This is a genomic window from Ruegeria sp. HKCCA0235A, assembly GCF_013033235.1.
Taxonomy (GTDB): Bacteria; Pseudomonadota; Alphaproteobacteria; order Rhodobacterales; family Rhodobacteraceae; genus Ruegeria.
On record NZ_WQDQ01000007.1, the window covers coordinates 177,450 to 202,199 of the forward strand.

The window sequence follows — 24,750 nt, forward strand, 5'->3', positions numbered from 1 at the left end:
CAGGACCAGAAAATGAAAACCAAATCTCGCTTTCTCAAAGCCATGGTTGCCGCCACGCGGAGCCAGAAGCTGGAAATGCCGTGGAAGCGGGTATCAAGCCATTCTGTCAGGGTCGCCAGCCGCATCGCGGCACGACGCTGAGACAGAAACACCCTGAGGCCAAGCTGCCGGTCTCGATTGGGTGAACGCGCTTCGGGCTTGCTCCTGCCCGATGTGTGGTGCGTCGCGATCTGAGGGGGTCGAGACGGATTCAGGAGTTGTGTGTGTGCGGGCAATTTTCGCCCGTGAAGTACGAGTTTGTCTGGGGGGTCAATGTGTTGACCATTGGAAAGCGAGATTTTGTCGCAATGCGGGGTCCGACCGACCGCCGCCCAAGGGTCAACCATTTGTTTCAAGACAAAGAACCAGTTCGCCAGGTTGGCCTGTACGGGGATACGCCGCGCCTGACCGGACAATTTGAGGGGAAGGAATATTTATGACTATTCCTAGTTCACTGGCCCGCGCGGCCAGAAATGCGATCGAAACGACAGCCATGCTGCGGGAAGCACCGCGGCCGGTTGCGAAACCAAAGGCTCAGCTGCGCCGATATGAAGTCAGCAGCCTGTTGAAAAACGGAAACGTGGTTCAAACCAGACACATCGCGCCCGCTCTGCCAATGTTCGAAGACGCTTTTTGTGCCTTCACGCGCGGATCGCTGGTTGAAACGGAACATGGGCCCATGGCCATCGAAGACCTGATGCCGGGGGATACTGTCCTGACGCAGGATGGCGCGTCGGAAACCGTGCTTTGGAAGGGATCTGTCACTCTGATCCCGGGACGTCCGGATTCGCGGGGCCGCACGCGGCCGCTTACGCGCGTCACGGCAGATACATTCGGGATGCAAAAACCGATGTCGGGTGTAATCGCCGGGCCTGCGGCACGGATCGTGGGCACACCGACACATTTACGGCATTTGTACGGAAATGACCCGATTCTGACACCTGTATCCGAATTTCAGGATGGAACGGGCGTGATTGAAACAATGCCGCCGACGCCAGTTGAACTGTTTCACATTTGTCTGAAACGGCATTCCGTTATTCGGGTAGATGGTTTACAGTTCGAAACGTATCACCCAGGTGTGAACGCGGTCCGGATGATCAGCCACTCGTTGCGGTCGGTTTATCTGAACCTGTTTGCGCATATCGAGTCGCTCAACGATTTTGGTCCGCCGCTGATGCCGCGTGCCGGGGACGGAGAAATCGACGCGATGACAGCCTGAGTACGATAGCGATTACTGCATTATGGGGGGCATCATGCAGCTGTTACTAAGTTGGATTCTATCCTTGGCGGTGGCTGCCATGCTGCCACCGAACACCGCACCTGCAAAACGTCTGGGGGTTACGCCGTCCGGTTCATTCGTTCTTCCAGAACGTCGAACGGCACGCCTGGTTCGTCTTTTGCGCCGCGGATAACAAGCGAAGTCTTGACGCTGGCCACGTTTGGCGTGGTCAGCAGTTCACCGGTCAGAAACTGCTGAAAACTGCTTAGATCGGGTGCGACGCATTTCAGGATGAAGTCCACCTCGCCGTTCAGCATGTGGCATTCACGGACAAGCGGCCATTCGCGGCAGCGTTCTTCGAACGCGCGCAGTTCGGTCTCGGCCTGACTGTCAAGACCGACCATGGCGAACACCTGCACTTCGAATCCCAACTCACGAGAATTCACCTCGGCGTGGTAACCGGTGATATAGCCGGTTTCTTCCAGTGTGCGCACCCGGCGCAGACAGGGCGGCGCCGAAATTCCGACCCGTTTGGCAAGTTCCACATTGGTCATACGACCGTCTGCCTGTAGTTCCGCCAGAATTTTGCGGTCGATATCATCCAGCCGAGTCGTGACCATCAAATGCTCCTGATTATTGCGGTTCTTATATCAGCCCCCCACGCGCGCGCAATAATGTTTCGTACATGCGCAATTTTCTTTGTTTTCAAATCTCTCATTTCGCCCTGACCCTGCGCAAGGTGGCTTGAACGGCCTTGAACAGTAAGGGGCTTTAAGCCGGGTCTGTCGGTCGCTATATCGGGGCGACGGGCTGAAAGCCCAATTCAGGCAATTCGAGCGGAGTTACCATGGCCGACACACGACACACCAAGGTTCTGATCATCGGATCGGGGCCAGCAGGATACACTGCGGGCGTTTACGCAAGCCGCGCCATGCTGGAACCCATCCTGGTGCAGGGTATCGAGCCCGGCGGCCAGCTGACGACAACGACCGAGGTCGAGAACTGGCCCGGCGACACCGAGGTACAGGGCCCGGACCTGATGGTACGGATGCAGGATCATGCCAAGGCCATGGGTTGCGAAGTGATCGGCGACATCATCAACGATCTGGACCTCAGCCAGCGCCCCTTCACCGCCAAGGGCGACAGCGGCACTACCTACACGGCGGACGCCGTCATTCTGGCGACCGGCGCGCGCGCCAAGTGGCTGGGCCTGCCGTCGGAAGAAAAGTTCAAGGGCTTTGGCGTTTCAGCCTGCGCCACCTGCGACGGGTTCTTCTATCGCGGACAGGAAATCGTGGTGATCGGCGGCGGCAATACGGCCGTGGAAGAGGCCCTGTTCCTGACCAATTTCGCCAGCAAGGTGACTCTGATCCATCGCCGCGATGAGCTGCGCGCGGAAAAGATTCTGCAAGATCGGCTGATGAAGAACGACAAAATCGAGCCTCTGTGGTTCCACGAGTTGGACGAAGTGATCGGTACCGACGCGCCGCTGGGAGTCGAGGGCGTTCGCGTCAAACATGTCAAAACCGGAGAGATCACAGAAATCCCCTGTAAAGGCGTGTTTGTTGCCATCGGCCACGCGCCCGCGAACGAGCTGGTCAAGGACACGCTTGAAACGCATATGGGTGGCTATGTCGTCACCAAACCGGGCAGCACGGAAACCTCGGTTCCGGGCGTGTTCGCAGCGGGCGATCTGACCGATCACGTCTATCGTCAGGCGGTCACAAGCGCCGGTATGGGCTGCATGGCGGCATTGGATGCCGAACGGTTCCTGGCGGAAAACGAATAACGCGCGTTCTGAATGTTGCGGGGCTGCCCCGGTGAGTTCAGATCCGAAGGCCGTCAGCCCTTTCAGTACAGTGCCCCCGGGGTTTAAGGGGGCACTGCACAGCATACGCAGCGCTGCAATCACTGAACGGCAGCCGATGCCGACCGCCAATCCCTTGACCCCCAGCCGGCGGCGTATCAGGATTGCCGAGGGAAAAGCGAAAAACAGGTGAACATTTGAACAACGCTCTTTGGCGCGGCGGGTGGTCAACCCGACTCAGGATCGTCAGTGGTCTTGTGTTGTTTGTGTTCGCGTTCTTTCACTTCATAAATATTGGCTTGGGCCTGTTTCACACGGATTACCTGCACGGGATGCAGGACGGTCGAAAGGCCGTCACCCGCCACGATGTCATGAGCGTGCTTTTCTATGCTGCCCTGTTCACGCATGCAGGTCTGGCCCTGACATCGATCGCGCAACGCAGAACCCTGCGCATGCCCTTCAGCACGGCGTTGCAGGTCGTTCTGGGCTTGCTGATTCCGCTGCAATTGATCTCGCACATCGTGCAGACGCGGGTCGCGCACGAAGTCTATGACGTCAATGACGAGATGGGATATATCATCATTTTGATGTGGCCCAGTATTGCCGTATGGATGCAAAGCGCCTTGTTGCTGATCGTTTGGATACACGGCTGCATCGGTTTGCATATGTGGTTGCGGCTGACCCGGTGGTGGCCGCGGGTCGTGCCCTATCTAATCGGCGTTGCGGTTTTCGTGCCGTTTTTCGCGCTGGCTGGATTGCTGACCGAAGGTCGACGCATATGGGCCGACTTTGCTGATGAATTCCTGCGCGAGCAATATATCGAGCACTACAATTGGCCATCGCCCGAGACCTTCCAGACCCTGTTCAGTGTAAAAGACTATGGCCTTTTGATCTTCTGGCTGGCTCTGGGGGCGACGGGTCTGGTTTACATCGGGCGCAAACTGTGGCGGCGCAGGCATTCGGTGCGCGTGAATTACGCCAAAGGGCCCGAGGTGGTCGCAGAAAAAGGCATGACGTTGCTTGAGATTTCGCAGGTGAACGGCGTGCCGCACGCCGCCCTGTGCGGTGGAAAGGGGCGCTGCACCACATGCCGGGTCATCGTAGAGGATGGCAGCGACGCCCTGCCGCCGCCCGGCGACGTCGAAGCACGCAGCCTTGCCGCTGTGGGCGCCTCGCCGCAGACGCGACTGGCCTGCCAGATACGCCCAACGGAACCCACCACCGTTTTTCGGGTTTTCAGGCCAGATGGCGGGCGCATACGCGGACATGCCAGCCAGGGTCAGGAACGTCAGTTGGCTGTTTTGTTTCTGGACATGCGCAGCTTTACCGCGCGCACGACCGGCCAATTGCCTTATGACATCGTGTTCCTGCTGAACCGGTTTTTCGATGCGGTCGTGCCAGCCATCACCAAGGAAGGCGGTGTCGTGGACAAATATATGGGAGACGGGCTGCTGGCCGTTTTTGAAAAGCCGAATGCAGCGGCGTCCGCCCGTGCCGGATTGCAAGCCGCCATCGACATCAGTCACGCCCTTGATGAATTCAACGCACAGCTCGAGGCCGAAGGAAGCCCCGGCATTCGCATCGGGATGGGTCTGCATCTTGGGGATCTGGTGGTGGGTGAGATCGGCGCCGCGGGCCACGCATCGAAAACCATAATCGGCGACGCCGTCAATGTCGCCAGTCGTCTGGAAAGCGAAACCAAGGCGCTGAAGGTCGAACTGCTGGTCTCGCAAGAGTTGCTGAAGGCCGCAGGTGTCGTCGTGCCCCAGAACGATATCAGATTGTTCCAGCTGCGCGGCGTGTCTGAACCGATTCCCGCCCTGCCCGTCACCCGTGCGTCCACACTTGAGCAGAACGCCACAGAACAGGAACAGAAATTCTCTGCATGAAGCAATAACCTATGATCGCAAGGATCAGATCATCGATTTGACCCGTGAATTAGAAATTCCTTCCAATTCAAAAATATTCGGCGCATATCCTCCTTTGTTACATTCACGCCTGTGGACTTCGCCTGTCAGTCGGTGCAAACGCCTCGAAACCGCCTGATATCCACTGGCAAATCAACACTGCGACAAGAGAATTCCAATGACGATGTTAAGCAATCTGGCCCCGATCCCCGAACTGTATGTGTCATACGATTCGGCGCAGAAGCTGAAGGTGGAAGCGGCCGACCTGACCAGCTGGGATCTGAGCCCGCGTCAGATCTGCGACCTGGAACTTCTGATGAATGGCGGGTTCAACCCGCTCAAGGGATTTCTGAGCGAAGCGGATTACGACAATGTGGTCGAGAATATGCGCCTGGCCGATGGAACGCTTTGGCCAATGCCCATCACATTGGATGTCAGCGAAGACTTCGCGGATCAGATCGAACTTGGGCAGGATATCGCTCTGCGCGATCAGGAAGGCGTGATCTTGGGCACCATGACCGTGACCGACCGCTGGACTCCGGACAAGTCACGCGAGGCAGAGAAGGTCTTTGGCGCCGATGACGATGCCCACCCGGCGGTGAACTATCTGCACAACGTGGCCGGCAAGGTCTATCTGGGCGGACCGGTGGTCGGAATCCAACAACCCGTGCATTACGATTTTCGTGGGCGTCGCGACACGCCGAATGAATTGCGCGCCTATTTCCGCAAGCTGGGCTGGCGCCGCATCGTGGCCTTCCAGACCCGCAACCCGCTGCACCGCGCGCATCAGGAGCTGACCTTCCGCGCCGCCAAAGAGGCACAGGCCAACCTGCTGATCCACCCGGTCGTGGGCATGACCAAACCGGGCGACGTCGATCATTTTACCCGCGTGCGCTGTTACGAGGCGGTGCTGGACAAGTACCCCGCCTCGACCACCTCTATGAGCTTGTTGAATCTGGCCATGCGCATGGCTGGCCCGCGCGAGGCCGTCTGGCACGGCCTGATCCGCGCCAACCACGGCTGCACCCACTTCATCGTCGGCCGCGACCACGCAGGCCCCGGCAAGAACAGCAAGGGTGAGGATTTCTACGGCCCCTATGACGCGCAGGATCTGTTCCGACAGTTTCAGGACGAAATCGGCGTTGAAATGGTGGACTTCAAGCACATGGTCTATGTGCAGGAACGCGCCCAGTACGAACCGAATGATGAGATTCTCGACAAGGACAACGTCACGATCCTGAACATCTCGGGTACCGAACTGCGCCGCCGCCTGCGTGAAGGGCTGGAAATCCCCGAATGGTTCTCGTTTCCCGAGGTGGTCGAGGAACTGCGCCGCCGCTTCCCGCCGCGCTCCAAGCAGGGTTTCACCGTCTTCTTCACCGGCTTTTCGGGCTCGGGCAAGTCGACCATCGCAAACGCGCTGATGGTCAAGCTGATGGAGATGGGCGACCGCCCGGTGACGCTGCTGGATGGCGACATCGTGCGCAAGAATCTCAGCTCGGAACTGGGCTTCTCGAAGGAACACCGCGACCTGAACATCCGCCGCATCGGATATGTGGCGTCCGAGATCACCAAGAACGGCGGCATCGCCATCTGCGCCCCGATTGCGCCCTATGCCACCACGCGCCGCGCCGTCCGGGAAGAGATCGAGCAGTTCGGTGCCTTCTGCGAGGTGCATGTGGCCACCAGCATCGAGGAATGCGAACGCCGCGATCGCAAGGGTCTGTACAAGCTTGCGCGCGAGGGCAAGATCAAGGAGTTCACCGGCATCTCGGACCCTTACGATGTTCCGGAAAACCCCGAGCTGCGGGTCGAAACCGAAAATGTCGAGGTCGACAACTGCGCCCATCAGGTGCTGCTGAAACTGGAAAGCATGGGCCTGATCGCAGCAAACGGATAACGGTCTCATCAGACTTTGTTTGGCGGCCTCCGGTCATTCCTGGGGCCGTTCCTTTTTTTGGTCTTCGATTGACAATTGCCGCTGGTCCTGATGGTTTTCAGGACCTCAAGGCGGGTGTGAAACTGAGATGACGAACAGGTCTCCGACCATTGCCAGTTTCTGGTTTGGATCCGATCTGAGTTGGTTGGAGCAACTCTGCCTTCAATCCTTTCTGGATCACGGCCACCGCTTCGTCCTGTATGTCGCGCACGAGGTAAAAGGCATTCCGGCAGGCGTCGAAACCCGCCCTGCCAGCGACGTTTTCTGGCCGCCGCCTTTTGTGGTCAAGGCCGAAGACAGACAGGGCGTTGCCGTCTTCTCGGATATTTTCCGGCTGCACCTGATGCGGCAAGGCGAGATGATCTGGGTCGATCTGGATGCCTATTGCGTACGGGCGTTTGAATTTTCGACGGATTTCGTGTTCGGTCGCTCCAGGCGGGGTGACTTCCCAACTGGTGTGCTGCGCCTGCCCACAAGATCGGCGACCCTGGAACAGATGCTGGAATTTGTCATGTCGTCTAACCCGTCCCAACCCTGGCGTGGACGCAGATTGCAGCGCCACAATCGGGAACGAACCGCCAGAGGGGAACGCTGGGGCATCGAAGCCCTGCCCTGGGCCAGTTCGGGGCCCAAAGCCTTTGGCCATTTCCTGCGCCGGACGGCAGAGGACCGCCATGCCATGGCTGCTGAAACCTTTTATCCGCTGGCCCAGGAGGAATTGTGGAAGCTCCACGATCCGCGCATCGCGACGAACGAAATCGAAACCGAAGCCGTGCATTCGGTACACATCTACGGCCATCAGAAGAAACTGATGGCCAACCGGATGGCCGGGCTGCCGGTTTCAGGGTCATATCTGGACAGGTTGTGTAAACGACACGGGATCGAACCAAGTACGGCCCCGATTCTGCGGTTGGCCTGGATGTAGCCCGTCGCATCCGGCCAGGGTTTCGCGGTCAGCCCTAGGTCAACGCCCGCCTAGTTTATCGGCGTTTCCGGAAGGTCGACCTGCCCGCGCATCAGGATATGCCCTTGACCAGAAACCTTGATGCCCGTCATCGCATCAGACGGGCCGACACGCGTGACGATGGCCTTCCCGGGGCGGCCCATATCGTGACCCTGCTGGGCGATGAAGCTTTCCTTTTGCATCAAGCCATGTATCCACAAATAGGCGGCCATCGCACCGGTGGCAGACCCGGTAAACGGATCTTCGGGCGGGCTGGGCGGTGCCATGAGAAGGCGCGAAAACGTATCCCCCTCATCAGTTGCCCCTTGCAGCGTGACAAGAAACGGCTCGGCCATGTCCGAGCCGGAATACCCCGCAGTTTCAGCCACTTTGCGCAACGGGCCTTCAACCAGTTGAGCGGCCCGCAAGGCCGCATGATCCCGCAGGACGGTGATACAGAACGGCAAGCCGGTCGAAACCATTTGAGGCGGAGAAATGATGGCTTCCGGTGGCAGACTGACCGCTGCCGCCACCAGTTCCGCGGGAACGCGCGTACCGAATTGCGGTGCGACCTGAGTCATTTCGATCTGATCCCCCTGCAAACGGATCGACACCAGGCCGGCACCGGTTTCCAGCGTCAGCCCGTCGCCCAAGATCATGCCACGGGATCGCATCGCCGCGACGGTGGCGATAGTCGGATGCCCCGCAAAGGGAATTTCGCGGCTGGCCAGAAAGTAGCGGACGCGGATGTCGGCCACGTCGGACGGCCCGGTAAAGGTGCATTCGACCAGAGAGGTTTCGCGCACATAGGCCATGCAGACCTCTTGCGTCAGGCGCGCACCTTCATGGACGACGGCACATCCGTTGCCACCGAAGGCGCGATCACTGAAGGCGTCCACCCAGTCAAAGTCAAACCAGCCCATGATGCCACTCCTGCTTTAGCATTCATGGCACGATCACTGCATAGGCAGAAAATGTCACGTCTTTTCAGCAGTGTTTCAGGCCGCCTAGTGAACCGCCACCGGAGACAGGTCATGTTCGCGCGCCAGCACGAAGGCCAGCTTGCGGTCAGCGACCAGCGCCAGTTGCTGCCCGTCGGAATCGTGGACGGCGTAAAGCTGATCCAGATCGCCGGCCTGTTCACGAACTTCCCGAGGCAATTCAGATACTTCAACCGTTTTGACATAGACAATACGGTTGCCCTGGGTGTTGATTTCAATCGGTGTATTCATTGCTCTTACCCCTTCCGTATGTTGATCGTCTGAACCACGGTTTCCGGCACGGCGCGGGTCAGATCCACATGCAGCAGACCGTTTTCCATGATCGCCTCGCCCACTTCGACGCCATCGGCCAACACGAACATGCGCTGGAACTGACGCGCCGCAATGCCGCGATGCAGGAAGATGCGCCCCTCGCTGTCGTCGCGCTGACGGCCCCGGATTACCAACTGGCGATCCTCGATCGTGATTGACAGATCCTCTTCGGCAAACCCGGCCACTGCAAGAGTGATCCGATAGGAAAAATCCGAGGTCTGTTCGATGTTATAGGGCGGGTATCCCTCATTTCCGGCCTTTGCAGACCGTTCCAGAAGGCGTTCCAACTGCTCGAACCCCAAAAGATGCGGGTATGAGCCAAGAGTAAGTTTCGACACGTATTTTCGTCCTTCTTTGTAAAAGCGACGTGGTGTGCGGCCCCGTTCTGGCAACCGCCTGCAATAGAATATGGGAAGAAACCAGGATGTCCACAAGGTCTGGCGCGATAACGTCTGACACACTATCTTGTTGGCCAAGCACCACAACCAACTCGAGTCGCCAATGAACGCGCCTACCGATCTTTCGATGAAAACAGATGAAGTATTGCGTGTTGAGCTTGAGGTATTCCGCCGACAGCACCGCGATCTGGATGAGGCGATTCAGGCATTGCATGACAAGGGAACGGCCGATCAACTGACCTTGCGGCGCCTGAAAAAAGAGAAACTGCGCCTGAAAGACATCATCCGCCTGATCGAAGACCGCCTGACGCCCGATATCATCGCCTGAACGCCCTGTACCGCATTGCCAGTCAACCGGATTTGGCTATAGTGCGCGCTCTTTCTGAGCGCGGGGACGTATGCGGATGAGCGATGTGAAAGTAGGGATCATCATGGGCAGCCAGTCGGACTGGCCCACGATGAAGGAAGCCGCGGATATTCTGGACGAACTGGGCGTCGCCTACGAAGCGCGCATCGTATCGGCCCACCGCACGCCGGACCGGCTGTGGGACTATGGTAAGACCGCCGTTTCGCGTGGGTTGCAGGTGATCATTGCAGGTGCGGGCGGGGCAGCGCACCTTCCGGGCATGATGGCGTCGAAAACGCGGGTGCCTGTGATTGGCGTCCCGGTGCAGACCCGAGCCTTGTCGGGCGTGGATTCGCTGTATTCCATCGTGCAGATGCCCAAGGGGTTTCCGGTGGCGACCATGGCGATCGGGTCCGCCGGCGGGGCCAATGCCGGCCTGATGGCGGCGGGCATTCTTGCATTGCAGGATGATGCTTTGGCCGAAAGGCTGGACAGCTGGCGTGACGCGTTGTCAGCCTCGATCCCCCAGGAACCGCAGGGATGAGCCGGATCGGATTTATCGGCACCGGCCATATCGCCGCGCCGATTGCGCGGCTGATGGCCGCCAAGGGGCACCAGATCAGCGTAACCGAGCGCAATGCCAAGGTTTCAGCCGCCTTGAAGGCGGAACTGGGTGCAACCGTCGCTGCGCCTCAGGCCGTGATTGACACCTCGGACATCGTGTTCCTGTGCCTGCGCCCGCATATCGCGGCCGAGGTTCTGGACCCGCTGACATTCCGCGCCGATCAGCAGATCGTGTCGGTCATGGCGGCGGTTTCGGCCGAGCACCTGGCCGCGCTTTGCGCGCCGGCGTCGGATTTCGTGCAGACCATCCCGCTGGGCTTTCTGGAAACCGGCGGTTGCCCGATGGCGGCTTTTGGCAATGATCGCCTGCTGGCGGATCTGTTTGAGCCCGAGAACCCCGTGGTCAAGGTTGCGGATGAAGCCGCGCTGAACGCGCATTTCGCCATTTGTGCCATGGTTCCCGGCATTCTGGACCTGATGGCCACCGGTGCCGAATGGCTGGGTGACGCAACCGGTGATGCGCACGGGGCCGAGTTCTATACAACGCAGTTGATGGCGGGTTTTCTGGCCTCGATGGAAAAAGGCGCCGCCGGACGGTTGGCGCAGGAGCGTGACGCCCTGGCGACCGAGGGCACGCTGAGCCTGCAAATGACGGACGCCCTGAAAGACGGGGGCGCGCACGAGGCGCTGCGGTCCGCGCTTGGGGCAATTGGCAAACGTTTGGAGAGTTGAAGATGGCGGAAATGCTCGCCCAAGGTGCAGTGATCGGGATTCTGGGGGGCGGTCAGCTGGGCCGGATGCTGTCCGTGGCAGCCGCCAGGCTGGGTTTTGTCAGCCATATCTATGAGCCGGGTGCGAACCCACCGGCGGGGCAGGTTGCGGATCGCGTCACCACTGCGACCTATGACGATGCAGATGCGCTGAAAGCCTTTGCTGACGCGGTGGATGTCATCACCTATGAGTTCGAAAACATCCCGACCGAAGCGCTGGACATTCTGGAAGCGCACCGCCCGATCCGCCCCGGGCGCGAAGCATTGCGGGTCAGCCAGGACAGGTTGACCGAGAAGACGTTTCTGCAAGAGCTGGGCCTGAAGACGGCCCCGTTTGCGGATATCGCCGACCTGAACAGCCTGAATACGGCGATCGAACAGATCGGGACACCCGCCATCCTGAAAACCCGTCGCTTCGGCTATGACGGCAAAGGGCAGGCCCGGCTGCGCAAGCCTGAGGATGCCGAGGCCGCTCTGGCCGATATGGCCGGGGCACCAGCCATTCTGGAAGGGTTTGTGGAATTCTCGCACGAGGTGTCGATCATCGCGGCCCGTGGTCTGGACGGTCAGGTCGCCTGTTTCGATCCGGGTGAGAATGTGCACCGCGATGGCATCCTGCGCACCACCACCATCCCTGCCCGCCTGTCCCCGGCCCAGCGCACAGACGCAATCCTGCTGGCGGCGAACATCCTGAACGCTCTCGAATATGTTGGTGTGATGGGCGTTGAGCTGTTCGTGACGCCCGGTGGCCTGATCGTGAATGAAATCGCTCCGCGGGTTCACAATTCGGGGCACTGGACGCAGAACGGCTGTGCTGTCGATCAGTTCGAACAGCATATCCGCGCCGTGGCGGGGTGGCCTTTGGGGGACGGGCAGCGCCATTCCGACGTCGTGATGGAGAACCTGATCGGCGACGACATGGACCGTGTACCCGAGCTGGCCCGCGAGCGGGATGTGGCGCTGCATCTCTATGGCAAGGCCGAGGTAAAGGCCGGGCGCAAGATGGGGCATTTCAACCGCATCAAACGTTGAGGCTGTCGCGCCTGCGCGCGACGCCTTCGGCGAGAGAATTTGGGAAAAGATAAAGGTTTTTCGGGGCCTAACCCAGAAACCGGGCGGCGATGTCGCCTGACATGTAACTGACGCGCCCACCGGCCAAGGTGGCTGCAACGCGATGGGTGCCCGCGTCCAGGATGACCAGATCCGCGCGTTTTCCCGGCACGAGCGTGCCCCTGTCCTGCATGTCCAGCACCCGCGCGGGGCCGGACGAGACCAGCGCCCAGGCACCGGCCAGATCCAGCAGACCGGTTTTGGCCAGCATCAACGCCGCGCGGCGCGGGCTGGGATAGTGATAATCCGAGGCCAACGCATCACAGAGCCCCATGGCGATCAGTTCGACGGCGCTTGCGTTCCCCTTGTGTGATCCGCCCCGCACAACGTTGGGAGAGCCGAGGATAACGTGATCCCCGGCGGAACGCGCGGCTTCGGCGGCTTCAAGCGTTTCGGGGAATTCGGCAATGCGCACACCCCGGTCGCGCCACCATGCCCTTGTCTCGGCGGTCGCGTCATCATGGCTGCCCAAACGCACCCCCATTGAGACAAGTTCGGCGCTGAGTGCTTCGACGGCAGCGGGAACCTCGTTCCTACGGGCATGCATATTGAGCAGCATCTCAAAATGCGCATCCGGATTGCGTCCGGCCTTCAACGCCTGCCCGGTCAGGCGCGGCGGCTTTTTGCCCTGCGCCAAACGATCATGCGGCAGGTGATCATTGAACACCACATAGGGCACCTGCCATTCGGCGATGCGATGGGCCAGACCCTCGTAATCCTCCAGCATGTTGGTCTCGAACCGCAATTGTGGGATCAGATCCGTGACGGCGCTGTCCTTGACCGCAGCGATGGCCCGAAACACCTGCGCGGCAAACTCGGGGCCACGCACGCCACCTTCCCAGCTGTAGAACTGGGCCAGAACGGCGGTGGTGATGCCATTGGCGGCCAGTTCGGCTTCGGCTGCCAGAATGCCTTCGCTCATTTGCTTCATTGCGCCCCGGCGCGGGGCGATGTGGCGTTCGAACCCGTCCCCGTGCAGGTCGACGATACCGGGCAGGACAAGATAACCGGTCAGGTCAACCCTGCGCCCGGTCCGATCTTGCTGAATGACGCCCTCCGCCATCGAGAGATCGCAGCGCGACAGACCATCCCCCGGCAAAAGAACCTCTGCGCCGGTCAAAGTCAGATCCAGAGAGGTCATCGTGTGGGCTCCGAGTCAGGTTCCGAGCAATCCTGCCCGATGCAGATCTCGTCGATTATCTCCATCACGCCGTCCAGCCAGGTGATCTGCCGATCGAATTGGCCGAATTCGATGAAATGCAGCGCCTGTGCCATAACGCGCGGGTTGTTCATCATGAAGGTGTGGGTCACCGGCAGAACAAGATGATCCTTCATCCCTTCGACCTTGGTGGTTTCAACCGAAACCTTACCGTCATCCGGCCCGTCGATCAGCGATGAAAACAGCGGGTTGAGCGAATTCTCACCCGCGATCACCCCCAGCTCAAAATCCACCGGCGGCAGGCGGCGCGGAATGCCTTCAGGACCTGTGCCCAATTGCAGGCCCGCCGGGCCGTTCAGATACCCGAACACTTCCCATGCGCTCAGCTCATCGACCAACTGGCTGCCCTGATTGGGCGGGCCGAGCATGACGACACGACCCAGGTTTTCGGGCCGATGGTCCTTGAGCCAATAGCGCAACAGGATACCGCCCATGGAATGCGCAACGACATTGGCTTTGTCATCGCCACATGCCGCAAGCGCGTCCGGTATGGTTTGCCTTGCCAGTTCCGGAATACCGATTTCGGTCGATGGATACCCGTGGCGCACAACGGTATAGTCATGCGCCTTGAACAGCTGCTCCATCACGGTGAACGAGGCCTCGGTGCGCGCGAGACCGTGCAGAAGGATCACGCATTTCGCACTGGCTGCGGCAGGAACGAGGCAGAAGAGCAAGGCAATCAAAAGTTTCATAACCGCCAGATAAAGCCTATCAGCCTTTGATAAAAGCCCTAGCCCCGGTGACGTCGCAGCACGGCCAGCGCGATACCGCCCAAAACAAGCGTGGCGCCGATGATCAGCCGCACTCCGGCAATCTCGCCCAGAAAGGCGACACCGCCGAGAATTGCGATCACTGGCACGCTGAGTTGAACGACAGCCGCCACGGACGGGGCCAGTTGAGGCAAAACACGGTACCACAAAGCATAACCAAGCCCGGATGTTACCGCGCCGGACAGGACGGCCAGCAGATATCCCGCCCCGCTCATCTGCCAGATGCTGCCGCCGGCAAGCATCGCCAGGGCAGTCACCGGCAAAGCGACAATGAAATTGGCGGCCGTTCCCTCCAGCGGGTTTGTTTCTGATCGACCCGCTATCGAGTAAAGGGCCCAACCAATACCGGCGGCGGCCATCAGAGCCGCGCCAGCCAAGTCGACTTGAACGGCGCCAGTCGGCCACAGCACGTAGGCAAGACCTGCAAGCGCAACCCCTGCCCCCGCCACCTGCCGGGCGGTCGGAGTCGCGCCCGTCAATGCGCCGACAGAAAACATCGTAATTTGCACCACGCCGAACAGAATCAATGCACCCAAGCCTGCATCCAGCGTCAGGTAGGCGATTGAAAATCCGATCATGTAGAGCGTCAACGACCCCGCGCCAATGATCCGCCTTCGATTGCGCAGCGGAAGGCGCCCTCCGCGTGCCAGCACAAGAGCGGCCAGGACCACGGCCCCCGCCAAAACCCGAACGATGGCAAATCCGGTTGGATCGCTGGCTCCGCTGTCGATGGCCAGCCGGTTCAGAATGGAGTTCGCCGCAAAGGCACACATGGTCAGGGCGGTGAGCAAAAACAATCTCATGCCATCCGCATAACCGTTCGGGCGGGATTTGCACACTCACTTTCGCGAAGGTTGTGGGAACAGACATCCGGCGCCGGACAAAGCAGCGTCTAAACACGCCTTGAAAACAGAACTGTCAACACAAAACGGGGCCGCCCGAAGGCGACCCCGTTCTCAAGCTCCAATGCTCCCCTCTCGGCAGCTTGGCGATACCGCCAAGCGCCTGTCGGGTCGCCAGAATTCGCCAGAGGCGAATACGGCGTGCTTACATCATGCCGCCCATGCCGCCCATGTCGGGCATGCCGCCGGCAGGTGCCGCGCCTTCCTTGGCCGGCTTGTCGGCAACCATTGCTTCGGTGGTGACCAGCAGGCCAGCAACCGATGCAGCGTCTTCCAGAGCAGTCCGAACCACTTTGGCCGGGTCAATCACACCGAACGAGAACATGTCGCCATATTCTTCGGTCTGCGCGTTGAAGCCGAACGCTGCGTCCGACGATTCACGGACCTTACCGGCTACAACCGCGCCGTCGACACCCGCGTTCTCGGCGATCTGGCGCAGCGGCGCTTCGATTGCCTTGCGAACGATGTTGATACCTGCGTCCTGATCGGCGTTTGCACCTTTCAGAGCTTCCAGTGCTTTACCGGCCTGGACCAGAGCAACACCACCGCCCACAACAACGCCTTCCTGAACGGCAGCGCGTGTTGCGTTCAGAGCATCGTCCACACGGTCCTTACGCTCTTTCACTTCGACTTCGGTCATGCCGCCGACGCGGATAACGGCAACACCGCCTGCCAGTTTGGCAACGCGCTCTTGCAGCTTCTCGCGGTCGTAGTCGCTGGTGGTTTCTTCGATCTGGGTGCGGATCTGAGCAACACGTGCTTCGATCTCGGCTTTCTCGCCAGCACCGTCGACGATGGTGGTTTCGTCTTTGGTGATTTCGATTTTCTTGGCGGTGCCCAGCATGTCCATGGTGACGGACTCGAGCTTCATGCCCAGATCTTCGCTGATAACCTGACCGCCGGTCAGGATTGCGATGTCCTGCAACATGGCCTTACGGCGATCGCCGAAGCCAGGTGCTTTGACAGCAGCAATTTTCAGGCCGCCGCGCAGTTTGTTGACAACCAGAGTTGCCAGCGCTTCACCTTCAACGTCTTCCGCGATGATCAGCAGCGGCTTCTGCGACTGGATCACTTGTTCCAGCAGCGGAACCATCGGCTGCAGCGACGAGAGTTTCTTCTCGTGCAGCAGGATCATGCAGTCGTCGAGCTCTGCAATCATCTTGTCTGCGTTGGTGACGAAGTAAGGCGACAGGTAGCCGCGGTCGAACTGCATACCTTCGACAACGTCGGTCTCGGTTTCCAGACCTTTGTTTTCTTCGACGGTGATGACACCTTCGTTGCCAACCTTCTGCATCGCGTCTGCGATCTGCTGACCGATTTCGGCTTCGCCGTTGGCCGAGATGGTGCCAACCTGAGCAACTTCTGCCGAGTCTTTGACTTCGCGCGAGGCTTCTTTGATGCCTTCAACAACCTTGGCGGTTGCCAGGTCGATGCCGCGCTTCAGGTCCATTGGGTTCAGGCCAGCTGCAACCTGCTTCAGGCCTTCTTTTACGATCGCCTGTGCCAGAACGGTTGCGGTGGTGGTGCCGTCGCCGGCTTCGTCATTGGTGCGGCTGGCGACTTCTTTCACCATCTGCGCGCCCATGTTTTCGAACTTGTCTTCCAGTTCGATTTCCTTGGCAACCGAAACACCGTCCTTGGTGATGCGCGGTGCGCCGAAAGATTTGTCCAGAACCACGTTGCGGCCTTTGGGGCCCAGGGTCACTTTAACCGCGTCGGCCAGGATGTTCACACCCTTCAGCATACGGTTGCGGGCATCGGTGTCGAATTTGACGTCCTTTGCAGCCATGTCGTTTCTCCTTGAGAAATAAGTTTGAAATGAAGATCAGAGAAAGCGCGCGCTTACTCGATGATCCCCATGATGTCGCTTTCTTTCATCATCAGCAGCTCTTCGCCGTTGACGTTGACCTCGGTGCCCGACCATTTGCCGAACAGGATCTTGTCCCCAGCTTTGACAGCCATTGCGATCAGTTCGCCGCTGTCCTTGCGCGCACCTTCGCCGGTTGCGACGACTTCGCCTTCGCTCGGCTTTTCTTTTGCGCTGTCAGGGATGATCAGGCCGCCTGCGGTTTTCTCTTCGCTCTCTACGCGGCGAACCAGCACACGGTCATGAAGCGGTTTCAATGCCATCTTTGTAGCTCCTTGGGCTCAAAGTTTATCTATCCTCCCCCCGCCTTCCGACGAGGCGTTAGCACTCGGGGTGTGTGAGTGATAACGACGCATAGCTAGGGAGTCTAAAAGTCCGAGTCAACAATTTGTGAGAGATTTTTTTTTGCAAAATGGATCAGTCAGCCTGTTCCCAGCTATAGGCCCAATGCTTCAACCCTTCTGCGCCCTCTGACGTAAGCCCATAGATGCCTTTTTCAACCTTCTCGAACCACCCGTAGTGGTTTTCCCGCATAAGCCGGGTGGCGACCGGGACCGCGACCGATCTGGCGACATCCGCCCCCTTGGACGGGCCATTTTCGGCCAGATAGGCCGCACATTTCAGCGCATCCTGCCGATACGCCGTCACGATACCATGGCGCGTCGCGCCCCCAGCGTTCGGGTCGCCTTGCAGCCGGTCGAATTCGCGCAGCAACCGTGCGGCCCTGGCTTTGTTCTTACGGGGCGCGTAGGGGCCGGGATCGCACTGAACCTCGACCGTGCCATCAGCCCGCACGGTGATCAGGCCCAGGCCAAGCCTACGACACAGTGCCAGATTATCCTTGAGCGCCCGCCGGGCCGTTCGGCCCGTGGGTTTGTAGACTGCAACATAAACCAGATCAGTGAGTTTCAGCCGGGTGATCGCCTGATGAAACAGGGCCAGCGTGAACCGCAGTTTCAGTTCGACGATCACCGGCCCATCCCCATCGCGCACCGCAACGATGTCGGCTGCGCCGACTTCACCTTTGACGGTGTATCCCTGACGCTCCAGCAGCGCCTTGACCGGGGGATAAAGATCCTGCTCGCGGTTCATGCCGCCATGCTACGCAGATTGCCGGAGAATACCAGACGGGCGGCTTGAACATCGGCAGGTGGCGTGGCTAAGTCTGGGTTCAACTTCTTGACACCATTTAGGCTGGCCCCATGCGTTTGCTCACTTTTCTTGCGTTCCTTCTGTTTCCGATCTCGGCTCAGGCCGCGTGCGAGGGGGTGGACCTGCGCCCGCAACTGCCCGAGGAAACCCGGACCAAATTGCAAAGTGCAGTGGCCCAGATCGCTTATCCCGAAGGCAATCACTGGATTGCACGCAAGGGCGACACGGTTTTGCACATCATCGGCACTTTGCACAGTTACGATCCGCGCATGGAAGACGTGATTGACCGCCTGTCGCCCGAACTCAGCAAAGCGGACGCCTTTTATTTCGAAGTCACTCAGCACGACATGGACGCCTTCGAAAAGACCATGGCCAACGACCTGAGTGCGGTGATGATTACCTCGGGCCCTACTTTGATCGATCTGATGGCGGAAGACGACTGGGATGCGCTGTCCGCAGCCCTGGCCCAGCGCGGCATCCCCGGCTGGATGGCTGCGAAGATGCGTCCGTGGTTCCTGACCATGATGCTGAGCATTCCGCCCTGCATGATCGAGGACCCGAATTCAACTTACGGAATGGACGCCCGCCTGAACGATCTAGCCGTTGAAAAAGGTATCCCGCAGCACTCGCTGGAACGAATCGAAGACCTGATGGCCATGTTCGACAGTTATCCGCTCGAGAAACAGGTCGAGTCGCTTGTGCGCCTGTCCGGGGCGATGCAGGGCAATGCGGACCAATTGGCCACCATGGCCAACGCGTATCTGGAAGAAAAGCACGCCGAGATCATACAGCTTGCCCGCCTACAGGGGCTTGAGCAGTCGGGCCTGAGCCCCGAAGCCTTTGATGCGGAATGGCAAAATTTCGAGCAGCAGTTGCTGGTGCAGCGAAATGCCAACTGGATGGCGCAGATTCTGGACATCAGGGATCAGACAGTTGTAATTGCGGTCGGCGCGGGGCACCTGAGCGATGACTACGGCCTGCTGAACCAGCTGGAACAGGCTGGATACGTTCTGACACGCGCCAAATTCTGAACGGACCCAGCGGTTTTCAGACCAAGCGTCGCAGACAGTGCTCAGCGGCGTGACAACGGCTTTTAGCCGCCCTATAAGGCGCGCAAATTTCCATTCCGCAGGACACTGACATGACGACGCTAGTATTTGGCCACAAATCCCCCGACACAGATTCCACAGGTTCGCCGATCCTGTGGTCGTGGTACCTGAACGAGGTCAAGGGTGAGCAGACCGAACCCGTGCTGCTGGGTGAACCCAACACCGAAGCAACATTCATGCTGGAAAACTGGGACTTGCCCAAGCCGCGGATCCTTGAGGACCTGCCTGCGGAAACTCCGGTGGTTATCGTCGACACCAACAACCCCGCCGAACTGCCGGCCAACATCAACGACGCGGACATCCGCGCCATCATCGACCATCACAAGCTGGTCGGTGGCCTGGAAACCAAAGGCCCGATCGACATCACCGTGCGCCCCCTGGCCTGCACCGCCACCATCATGGTTGATCTGATGGGTGAAGATGCGGCCAAGATGCCCGACGCCATCAAGGGCGCCGCGCTTACCTGCATTCTGTCGGATACTCTGGAATTCCGCTCTCCGACCACCACAGCGCATGACCGCGAGGTTGCAGAACGTCTGGCGGCCGAGCTCGAGCTGGACATTTCGGCATATGCGGCAGACATGTTCGCGGCGAAATCGGATGTCTCGTCCTTTTCGGACGCCGAGTTGATCCGCATGGACAGTAAAGAATACGAGGTCGACGGCACCAAATTCCGGGTCTCGGTTCTGGAAACCACCGCCCCCGGCGTCGTTCTGGACCGCAAGGCCAGCCTGGTGGACTCGATGGTGGACGTTGCCAAGGAAGACGGCGTCGATCAGGTGCTACTGTTCGTGGTTGATATCCTGAACGAAGAGGCCACGCTGCTGGTCCCCAATGATCTGGTCAAAACCGTGGCCGAGAAGAGCTTTGGCGCAACCGTGGACGGGGACGCCGTCGTTCTGCCCGGTATCATGAGCCGCAAAAAGCAGATCATTCCGAACCTGAAGGTCTGATCCTCAAGCGACCCAAATCTGAAGGCGTCCAATTCGGGCGCCTTTTTTCTTTGCTGACAGCCATTTGCGGACGCGTTGTCGGTTGTTAGTCTGACCGGGGGTCCAGAGCCTATCCCAGGTCAGGTAAATGCAATGGTCGTACGAAAACTAAGCACCACCCGCAGCATCCTTCTTTTTGAAGGTGCCGACAAGGCGGCGTATTGGCGACGCTTTGCAATGTTGCTGACACTGTCTGTCGTGATTGCCACCATGGGTTTGCTGCGCAACTCCGGCGCTGTCGTGATCGCGGCCATGCTTGTGGCGCCGCTGATGACCCCGATCCTCGGGGTGGCCGCCGCGATGGTCATGGGATGGCTGAAACGCGCGGTGACGCTGGCGCTTACGGTCTGCCTGGCTGCCATTGTCTGCGTGATGATGGCGTGGTTTCTGGTCTATGTCGCCGATGTTCCCCGTGGCATTTTGATCCCCGATCAGGTCCTGGCGCGCACCGATCCCGGCACCGAAGACCTGATCGTCGCGCTCGCTGCCGGTGTGGCCGGGGCCTATGTCCAGATCAACAAATCCGAATTGAGCCTTCTACCCGGCGCGGCCATCGGTGTTTCGCTTGTTCCCCCGCTGTCGGCCTCGGGCATTCTTTTATATTTTGACGAACCCGCCGAGGCCTATGAGGCAGGGCTGCTTTTCGCAACGAACCTTGGCGCGATCATTCTGTCAGCCTGCGCGGTTTATCTTGTCTATGCCGCGCGGTCCGTGGTTTTCAGCAAGGGAAAGCGCAAGCTGAACTTCACCGCCAGCGTCTTTGTCGCGATCGCGTTTCTGGTCGTCGTCGTCCTGCAACTTGGGAAGTCCACCTACAACCGTTATCTGGAGACGCGCACCGAGGCGCAACTGGCCGATGCCATTCGCGAATGGGCCGATCCGGTTTCCGTGGAAATCATCCGCATCGACGTCAACGCTCAGCGCAAGCGGGCCGAGGTTTGGCTGATCGTCGATCTGCCAGCCGAAGCGCAGTTCAAGGTTTCTTCCATTGCCGGTTTGCTGCCACCCAAGCTGCGTGAGACCCCTCTGGTCGGGGTGCTGGAGGAGGAGCTTGGACCCGGATACCTGGCCATTATCCGGTATCAGCCGCGTATCGGGGCCCAGATCATCCTGGGAACGGAAAACGTTCAGCAGGCCCCGGACGTCACTGAAATTACCGAAGACGAGTAGCAGTTTCACCCATTCCTTCGCGCAAACGGGAATGCGGGATGGTGTTCGGGCCCAAGCTTTGCCATAGCTGTCGCCAGCGCGATATCAGACCCAGAGGCCCCCATGACCCAGATCGTTTCCTCGCTTTCCGAGATCTCGGACCGATACAAGGCATTGTTCGTCGACCTTTGGGGCTGTGTTCACAACGGCATCACGGCCTACCCCGAGGCCGTCGAAGCGCTGAAGGCCTATCGCGCCAAGGGTGGACTGGTGGTCTTGGTCACGAACTCTCCCAAACCCCGCGCCGGGGTGGCAGAGCAACTCGTGCAATTCAACGTCCCCGCCGACGCGTATGACACCATCGCCACCAGCGGGGATTCCGCGCGATCTGCGATGTTCCGCGGTGCTGTCGGGCATAAGGTTTATTTCATGGGCGAGTGGCAGCGCGATGCGGGCTTTTTCGAACCGCTGAAATTGCTGGATCACCCCATCCATATCGAGCGTGTGCCGCTGAAGGAAGCCGAGGGTATTGTCTGCTGCGGCCCGTTCGACCCGATGGCCGACCCGGATGTGAACCGGCCGGATTTCCTTTACGCCAAGCAGATGGGGATGAAACTGCTTTGTGCTAACCCTGACATTGTCGTGGACCGCGGCGAGGTGCGCGAATGGTGTGCCGGTGCTTTGGCCAGGCTGTACACCGAAATGGGCGGCGAGAGCCTGTATTTCGGCAAACCGCATCCCCCGATCTATGATCTGGCCCGTCGCAGGTTGCAGGAACTGGGGTACGATATCCCCGACAGTGACATTCTGGTGATCGGCGACGGCCCCCACACGGACATTCTAGGCGGCATGGGAGAGGGCATTGATTCTCTGTTCATCTCGGGCGGATTGGCCGCGGCAGAAACAAAAACGTCGCATCATCCGCACCACGAATCCCTAACCGCCTATATTGAAAGGGAAAAGATCAATCCAACCTACACGATCGGGCGCTTGAGGTAGCAAGAAAAGACTTGATTTTCTGCAACTGCGAAGTAATAAAGTTGCCAACCTTGGCCAAATGATGGTTTTTTCTTTCACGGCCGATTTCGAGTGAGGGCAACATGTTGGACAATCTTCCGCGCGGAACGATCTGTATCGAAGACATCGAAATGGGCATGTCCCGCCACCTGCGCAAAGTGGTGACGGATGAAGATATCGAAATGTTCGCGCAGGTCTCGACCGACCGGAATCCGGTGCATCTGGACGACGACTATGCCCGCGATACGATCTTCGAAGGCCGTATTGCCCACGGAATGCTGACGGCGGGTCTGATCTCGGCCGTGATTGGTGAACAACTGCCGGGTCATGGCACCGTTTACATGGGTCAGTCACTGAAGTTCCTGGCGCCTGTGCGTCCGGGTGACATGGTCTATGCCGAGGTGAAAGTGGTCGACATCGATTTTGCCAAGCGCCGCGTCAAGCTGGACTGCCATTGTTCGGTCGAGGGCAAGAAGGTCCTGATCGGCGAAGCCATGGTGCTTGCCCCGTCGCGCAAGTTCGACTGACTGGCAAACACAGTCTTGCAAAAGGCGCCGGACCGGCGCCTTTTTTGTTTGGGCACTCAACTGCACACAAGGTCGTCAGGAAGAACGAGTTCGTTTTCGCCCTTTCAGCGCACCTGATTCCAGAATGATTTCCGACACCACGTGTTCACGCCTGTAGGCCATCACATGAACCCCGGAAACACCGGCGATGTCCCGGATCTGCTGGATCAGTTCGATACAGATCTTCTTGCCCTCTTCCGCGGGCTTTTCGGCCTTTTCCATCCGCTCGATGACATGATCCGGGATGTGAATTCCGGGCACATTGCTGCGCATCCAGCGTGCCGCGCGTGCCGAAGCGATGGGCCCCACACCGGCGATGATGAATACTTTTTTGTCCAGACCGGCATCCCGCACACGATCCATGAACCTTTCAAAGAGCGGAATGTCGTAGATATAGTTGGTCTGAATAAACTCGGCGCCCGCCTCGACCTTCTTTGCAAGACGTTCCGGGCGCCAGTCATAGGGCGGTATACAGGGGTTTTCCGCCGCACCCAAAAACAGTTGAGGGGGGCGCGTGATCTTGCGGCCGGAAAGAAGCTTTCCCTGATCGCGCATCGTTCGGATCGTCCGCAGCAAGGTCAGGGAATCGAAGTCGAACACCGGTTTTGCCCCCGGTTGATCCCCAACTCCGACACCGTCGCCCGTCAGGCACAGCACGTTGCTGACGCCCAGCGCCGCAGCCCCCAGAACATCCCCCTGAATGGCGATCCGGTTCCGGTCTCGGCAGGAAATCTGATAGACCGGAGAATACCCCGCGCGGGTCAACAACGCACAGATCCCTATCGAAGACATGTGGCAGTTGGCACCAGACGCATCGGTTGCATTGATCGCATCCGCCACTTCACCCAGCGGCTGCGCCGCCTGAAAAACATCCTCGGGGTCAGCGCTGTCTGGCGGGTTCAGTTCAGCGGTCACCGCAAAGCGGCCCGAACGCAGAACTCTTTCCAATCGACTGTGCGAGACATAGCCTTCGGGAACAGGCACATAGCCGATCGGTTCGACCTCGCTGCGATGGGCATCATTCATTTCTTCAGCTCCCGGTTCACCGCGTTGGGGGGTTCAGCAGCCAGAGGTGCCGCAGAGGGTTCGTTTTCGCGCGCCTCCGGGAACGCCTGCGCAAGCGTTTCGCGGGCAGCGTCTCGGGCCTCGCGTTCCTGCGCGGCGATCTCGCGGCTGACCCGCAGCCAGGATGATGATCCCTTCAACGTGTGTTCCACAGGCGGAAGGACCTCTTTTATCTTGTCGCCCCCATGTTGCATGCGGCTGGCCCCGTCCCAGGCCAAAGCCCAGACGCATTTCATATCGGGCTTCACCTCGCAGAACTCACCGGGGCGTACGCCGCCGCATGGGCCGTTGCGCAGTTGCTTGGGGCAGTTCATCGGGCAAGACATACCCGTCGAAGACAAAACGCATTGTCCGCACATCTTGCAATCAAACAAAAGACTTTTGACGCCTTTTTCGACCAGCGCGATGGGGCGTTCAACGCGGTTGTAGCCGATCCTTGCAAAGACCGGATCCATCGCGACCATGCCCCGTTCGACACATTTGTAAATCCACTCGAACGCACGGGCGTTGCGAATCGCGAACAGTCGCAATCGATACATGGTCTGCCTCCTGTGCTGGGTCCATTTGAACCTGGCCGGGCCATCGTC

27 protein-coding genes are annotated in these 24,750 nt (G+C 59.3%); 15 read left to right on the forward strand and 12 right to left on the reverse strand.

Going from position 1 to position 24,750, the window contains the following annotated elements; translation table 11 throughout:
* The first annotated feature begins 12 nt into the window (after window positions 1-12).
* Window positions 13-141: a hypothetical protein gene (locus GOW56_RS22020; RefSeq protein WP_256367481.1), complete on the forward strand. Its 129-nt coding sequence runs from the start codon at window positions 13-15 to the stop codon at window positions 139-141.
* A gap of 334 nt (window positions 142-475) precedes the next feature.
* Window positions 476-1,258 (forward strand): Hint domain-containing protein, encoded by a 783-nt coding sequence (locus tag GOW56_RS13830; RefSeq protein WP_171118763.1) that lies wholly within the window; start codon window positions 476-478, stop codon window positions 1,256-1,258.
* A 119-nt stretch (window positions 1,259-1,377) separates the two neighbouring features.
* On the opposite strand, the gene GOW56_RS13835 is transcribed toward GOW56_RS13830, so the two are convergent.
* Window positions 1,378-1,878, reverse strand: a complete 501-nt coding sequence (locus tag GOW56_RS13835) for an Lrp/AsnC family transcriptional regulator (RefSeq protein WP_171206255.1) — start codon at window positions 1,876-1,878, stop codon at window positions 1,378-1,380.
* A gap of 227 nt (window positions 1,879-2,105) precedes the next feature.
* On the opposite strand from GOW56_RS13835, the gene trxB reads away from it, so the two are divergent.
* The 4 genes from trxB to GOW56_RS13855 all read left to right on the forward strand — a co-directional run bounded on the left by trxB (window position 2,106) and on the right by GOW56_RS13855 (window position 7,836).
* Window positions 2,106-3,047 carry a thioredoxin-disulfide reductase gene (gene trxB, locus GOW56_RS13840; RefSeq protein ID WP_152458980.1) on the forward strand — a complete coding sequence of 314 codons (942 nt, stop codon included), beginning with the start codon at window positions 2,106-2,108 and terminating at the stop codon, window positions 3,045-3,047.
* A 215-nt stretch (window positions 3,048-3,262) separates the two neighbouring features.
* Window positions 3,263-4,954: an adenylate/guanylate cyclase domain-containing protein gene (locus GOW56_RS13845; RefSeq protein ID WP_171206256.1), complete on the forward strand. Its 1,692-nt coding sequence runs from the start codon at window positions 3,263-3,265 to the stop codon at window positions 4,952-4,954.
* Between the two features lie 196 nt (window positions 4,955-5,150).
* On the forward strand, window positions 5,151-6,872 hold the full coding sequence (locus GOW56_RS13850) for a bifunctional sulfate adenylyltransferase/adenylylsulfate kinase (RefSeq protein ID WP_152458982.1): 1,722 nt from the start codon (window positions 5,151-5,153) through the stop codon (window positions 6,870-6,872).
* 127 nt (window positions 6,873-6,999) lie between these two features.
* Window positions 7,000-7,836, forward strand: coding sequence for a hypothetical protein (locus GOW56_RS13855; RefSeq protein ID WP_171118768.1), 837 nt, complete (start codon window positions 7,000-7,002; stop codon window positions 7,834-7,836).
* 50 nt (window positions 7,837-7,886) lie between these two features.
* Here GOW56_RS13855 and GOW56_RS13860 read toward each other — a convergent pair whose 3' ends face one another.
* The 3 genes from GOW56_RS13860 to GOW56_RS13870 all read right to left on the reverse strand — a co-directional run bounded on the left by GOW56_RS13860 (window position 7,887) and on the right by GOW56_RS13870 (window position 9,505).
* Window positions 7,887-8,777 carry a PhzF family phenazine biosynthesis protein gene (locus GOW56_RS13860; protein WP_171206257.1) on the reverse strand — a complete coding sequence of 297 codons (891 nt, stop codon included), beginning with the start codon at window positions 8,775-8,777 and terminating at the stop codon, window positions 7,887-7,889.
* A gap of 84 nt (window positions 8,778-8,861) precedes the next feature.
* Window positions 8,862-9,086 (reverse strand): DUF1150 family protein, encoded by a 225-nt coding sequence (locus GOW56_RS13865; protein ID WP_152458985.1) that lies wholly within the window; start codon window positions 9,084-9,086, stop codon window positions 8,862-8,864.
* A gap of 5 nt (window positions 9,087-9,091) precedes the next feature.
* Entirely contained in the window at window positions 9,092-9,505 is a 414-nt protein-coding gene (locus tag GOW56_RS13870; protein ID WP_058275530.1) for an Hsp20 family protein, read from the reverse strand.
* A gap of 163 nt (window positions 9,506-9,668) precedes the next feature.
* Between GOW56_RS13870 and GOW56_RS13875 the strand changes: the two genes are divergently transcribed.
* The 4 genes from GOW56_RS13875 (at window position 9,669) to GOW56_RS13890 (ending at window position 12,277) form a co-directional block, all read left to right on the forward strand.
* On the forward strand, window positions 9,669-9,893 hold the full coding sequence (locus tag GOW56_RS13875; protein WP_152458986.1) for a YdcH family protein: 225 nt from the start codon (window positions 9,669-9,671) through the stop codon (window positions 9,891-9,893).
* 76 nt (window positions 9,894-9,969) lie between these two features.
* Window positions 9,970-10,455, forward strand: a complete 486-nt coding sequence (gene purE / locus GOW56_RS13880) for a 5-(carboxyamino)imidazole ribonucleotide mutase (protein ID WP_152458987.1) — start codon at window positions 9,970-9,972, stop codon at window positions 10,453-10,455.
* On the forward strand, window positions 10,452-11,207 hold the full coding sequence (locus GOW56_RS13885) for an NAD(P)-binding domain-containing protein (RefSeq protein ID WP_171206258.1): 756 nt from the start codon (window positions 10,452-10,454) through the stop codon (window positions 11,205-11,207). Before purE ends, GOW56_RS13885 begins: the two co-directional genes overlap by 4 nt.
* A gap of 2 nt (window positions 11,208-11,209) precedes the next feature.
* Window positions 11,210-12,277: a 5-(carboxyamino)imidazole ribonucleotide synthase gene (locus GOW56_RS13890; RefSeq protein ID WP_171206259.1), complete on the forward strand. Its 1,068-nt coding sequence runs from the start codon at window positions 11,210-11,212 to the stop codon at window positions 12,275-12,277.
* A gap of 67 nt (window positions 12,278-12,344) precedes the next feature.
* On the opposite strand, the gene GOW56_RS13895 is transcribed toward GOW56_RS13890, so the two are convergent.
* The 6 genes from GOW56_RS13895 to GOW56_RS13920 form a co-directional block, all read right to left on the reverse strand.
* Window positions 12,345-13,496, reverse strand: coding sequence for an alpha-D-ribose 1-methylphosphonate 5-triphosphate diphosphatase (locus tag GOW56_RS13895; RefSeq protein WP_171206260.1), 1,152 nt, complete (start codon window positions 13,494-13,496; stop codon window positions 12,345-12,347).
* Entirely contained in the window at window positions 13,493-14,266 is a 774-nt protein-coding gene (locus GOW56_RS13900) for an alpha/beta fold hydrolase (RefSeq protein ID WP_171206261.1), read from the reverse strand. The genes GOW56_RS13895 and GOW56_RS13900 overlap by 4 nt, the downstream gene beginning before the upstream one ends.
* 38 nt (window positions 14,267-14,304) lie before the next feature.
* Window positions 14,305-15,147 (reverse strand): DMT family transporter, encoded by an 843-nt coding sequence (locus GOW56_RS13905; protein WP_171206262.1) that lies wholly within the window; start codon window positions 15,145-15,147, stop codon window positions 14,305-14,307.
* Window positions 15,148-15,391: 244 nt separating this feature from the next.
* Window positions 15,392-17,035: a chaperonin GroEL gene (groL, locus tag GOW56_RS13910; RefSeq protein ID WP_152458993.1), complete on the reverse strand. Its 1,644-nt coding sequence runs from the start codon at window positions 17,033-17,035 to the stop codon at window positions 15,392-15,394.
* Window positions 17,036-17,088: 53 nt separating this feature from the next.
* Window positions 17,089-17,376 carry a co-chaperone GroES gene (gene groES / locus GOW56_RS13915; protein WP_152458994.1) on the reverse strand — a complete coding sequence of 96 codons (288 nt, stop codon included), beginning with the start codon at window positions 17,374-17,376 and terminating at the stop codon, window positions 17,089-17,091.
* Between the two features lie 154 nt (window positions 17,377-17,530).
* Complete coding sequence (locus GOW56_RS13920; protein ID WP_171206263.1) at window positions 17,531-18,205, reverse strand: DUF2161 domain-containing phosphodiesterase; 675 nt, start codon at window positions 18,203-18,205, stop codon at window positions 17,531-17,533.
* Between the two features lie 110 nt (window positions 18,206-18,315).
* On the opposite strand from GOW56_RS13920, the gene GOW56_RS13925 reads away from it, so the two are divergent.
* The 5 genes from GOW56_RS13925 to GOW56_RS13945 all read left to right on the forward strand — a co-directional run bounded on the left by GOW56_RS13925 (window position 18,316) and on the right by GOW56_RS13945 (window position 23,059).
* A complete protein-coding gene (locus tag GOW56_RS13925; RefSeq protein WP_171206264.1) occupies window positions 18,316-19,296 on the forward strand; it encodes a TraB/GumN family protein in 981 nt (326 codons plus the stop codon).
* A 110-nt stretch (window positions 19,297-19,406) separates the two neighbouring features.
* Window positions 19,407-20,327, forward strand: coding sequence for a manganese-dependent inorganic pyrophosphatase (locus GOW56_RS13930; protein WP_171206265.1), 921 nt, complete (start codon window positions 19,407-19,409; stop codon window positions 20,325-20,327).
* A gap of 132 nt (window positions 20,328-20,459) precedes the next feature.
* Complete coding sequence (locus GOW56_RS13935; protein ID WP_152458998.1) at window positions 20,460-21,536, forward strand: DUF389 domain-containing protein; 1,077 nt, start codon at window positions 20,460-20,462, stop codon at window positions 21,534-21,536.
* Window positions 21,537-21,638: 102 nt separating this feature from the next.
* Window positions 21,639-22,514, forward strand: a complete 876-nt coding sequence (locus tag GOW56_RS13940) for a TIGR01459 family HAD-type hydrolase (RefSeq protein WP_152458999.1) — start codon at window positions 21,639-21,641, stop codon at window positions 22,512-22,514.
* A gap of 101 nt (window positions 22,515-22,615) precedes the next feature.
* Entirely contained in the window at window positions 22,616-23,059 is a 444-nt protein-coding gene (locus GOW56_RS13945) for a MaoC family dehydratase (RefSeq protein ID WP_171168938.1), read from the forward strand.
* Between the two features lie 75 nt (window positions 23,060-23,134).
* Here GOW56_RS13945 and GOW56_RS13950 read toward each other — a convergent pair whose 3' ends face one another.
* Together GOW56_RS13950 and GOW56_RS13955 are read right to left on the reverse strand one after the other, a co-directional pair.
* Window positions 23,135-24,124, reverse strand: a complete 990-nt coding sequence (locus tag GOW56_RS13950; RefSeq protein ID WP_171206266.1) for a methylenetetrahydrofolate reductase — start codon at window positions 24,122-24,124, stop codon at window positions 23,135-23,137.
* Window positions 24,121-24,702 carry a methylenetetrahydrofolate reductase C-terminal domain-containing protein gene (locus tag GOW56_RS13955; RefSeq protein WP_171118794.1) on the reverse strand — a complete coding sequence of 194 codons (582 nt, stop codon included), beginning with the start codon at window positions 24,700-24,702 and terminating at the stop codon, window positions 24,121-24,123. The genes GOW56_RS13950 and GOW56_RS13955 overlap by 4 nt, the downstream gene beginning before the upstream one ends.
* Window positions 24,703-24,750 lie beyond the last annotated feature (48 nt).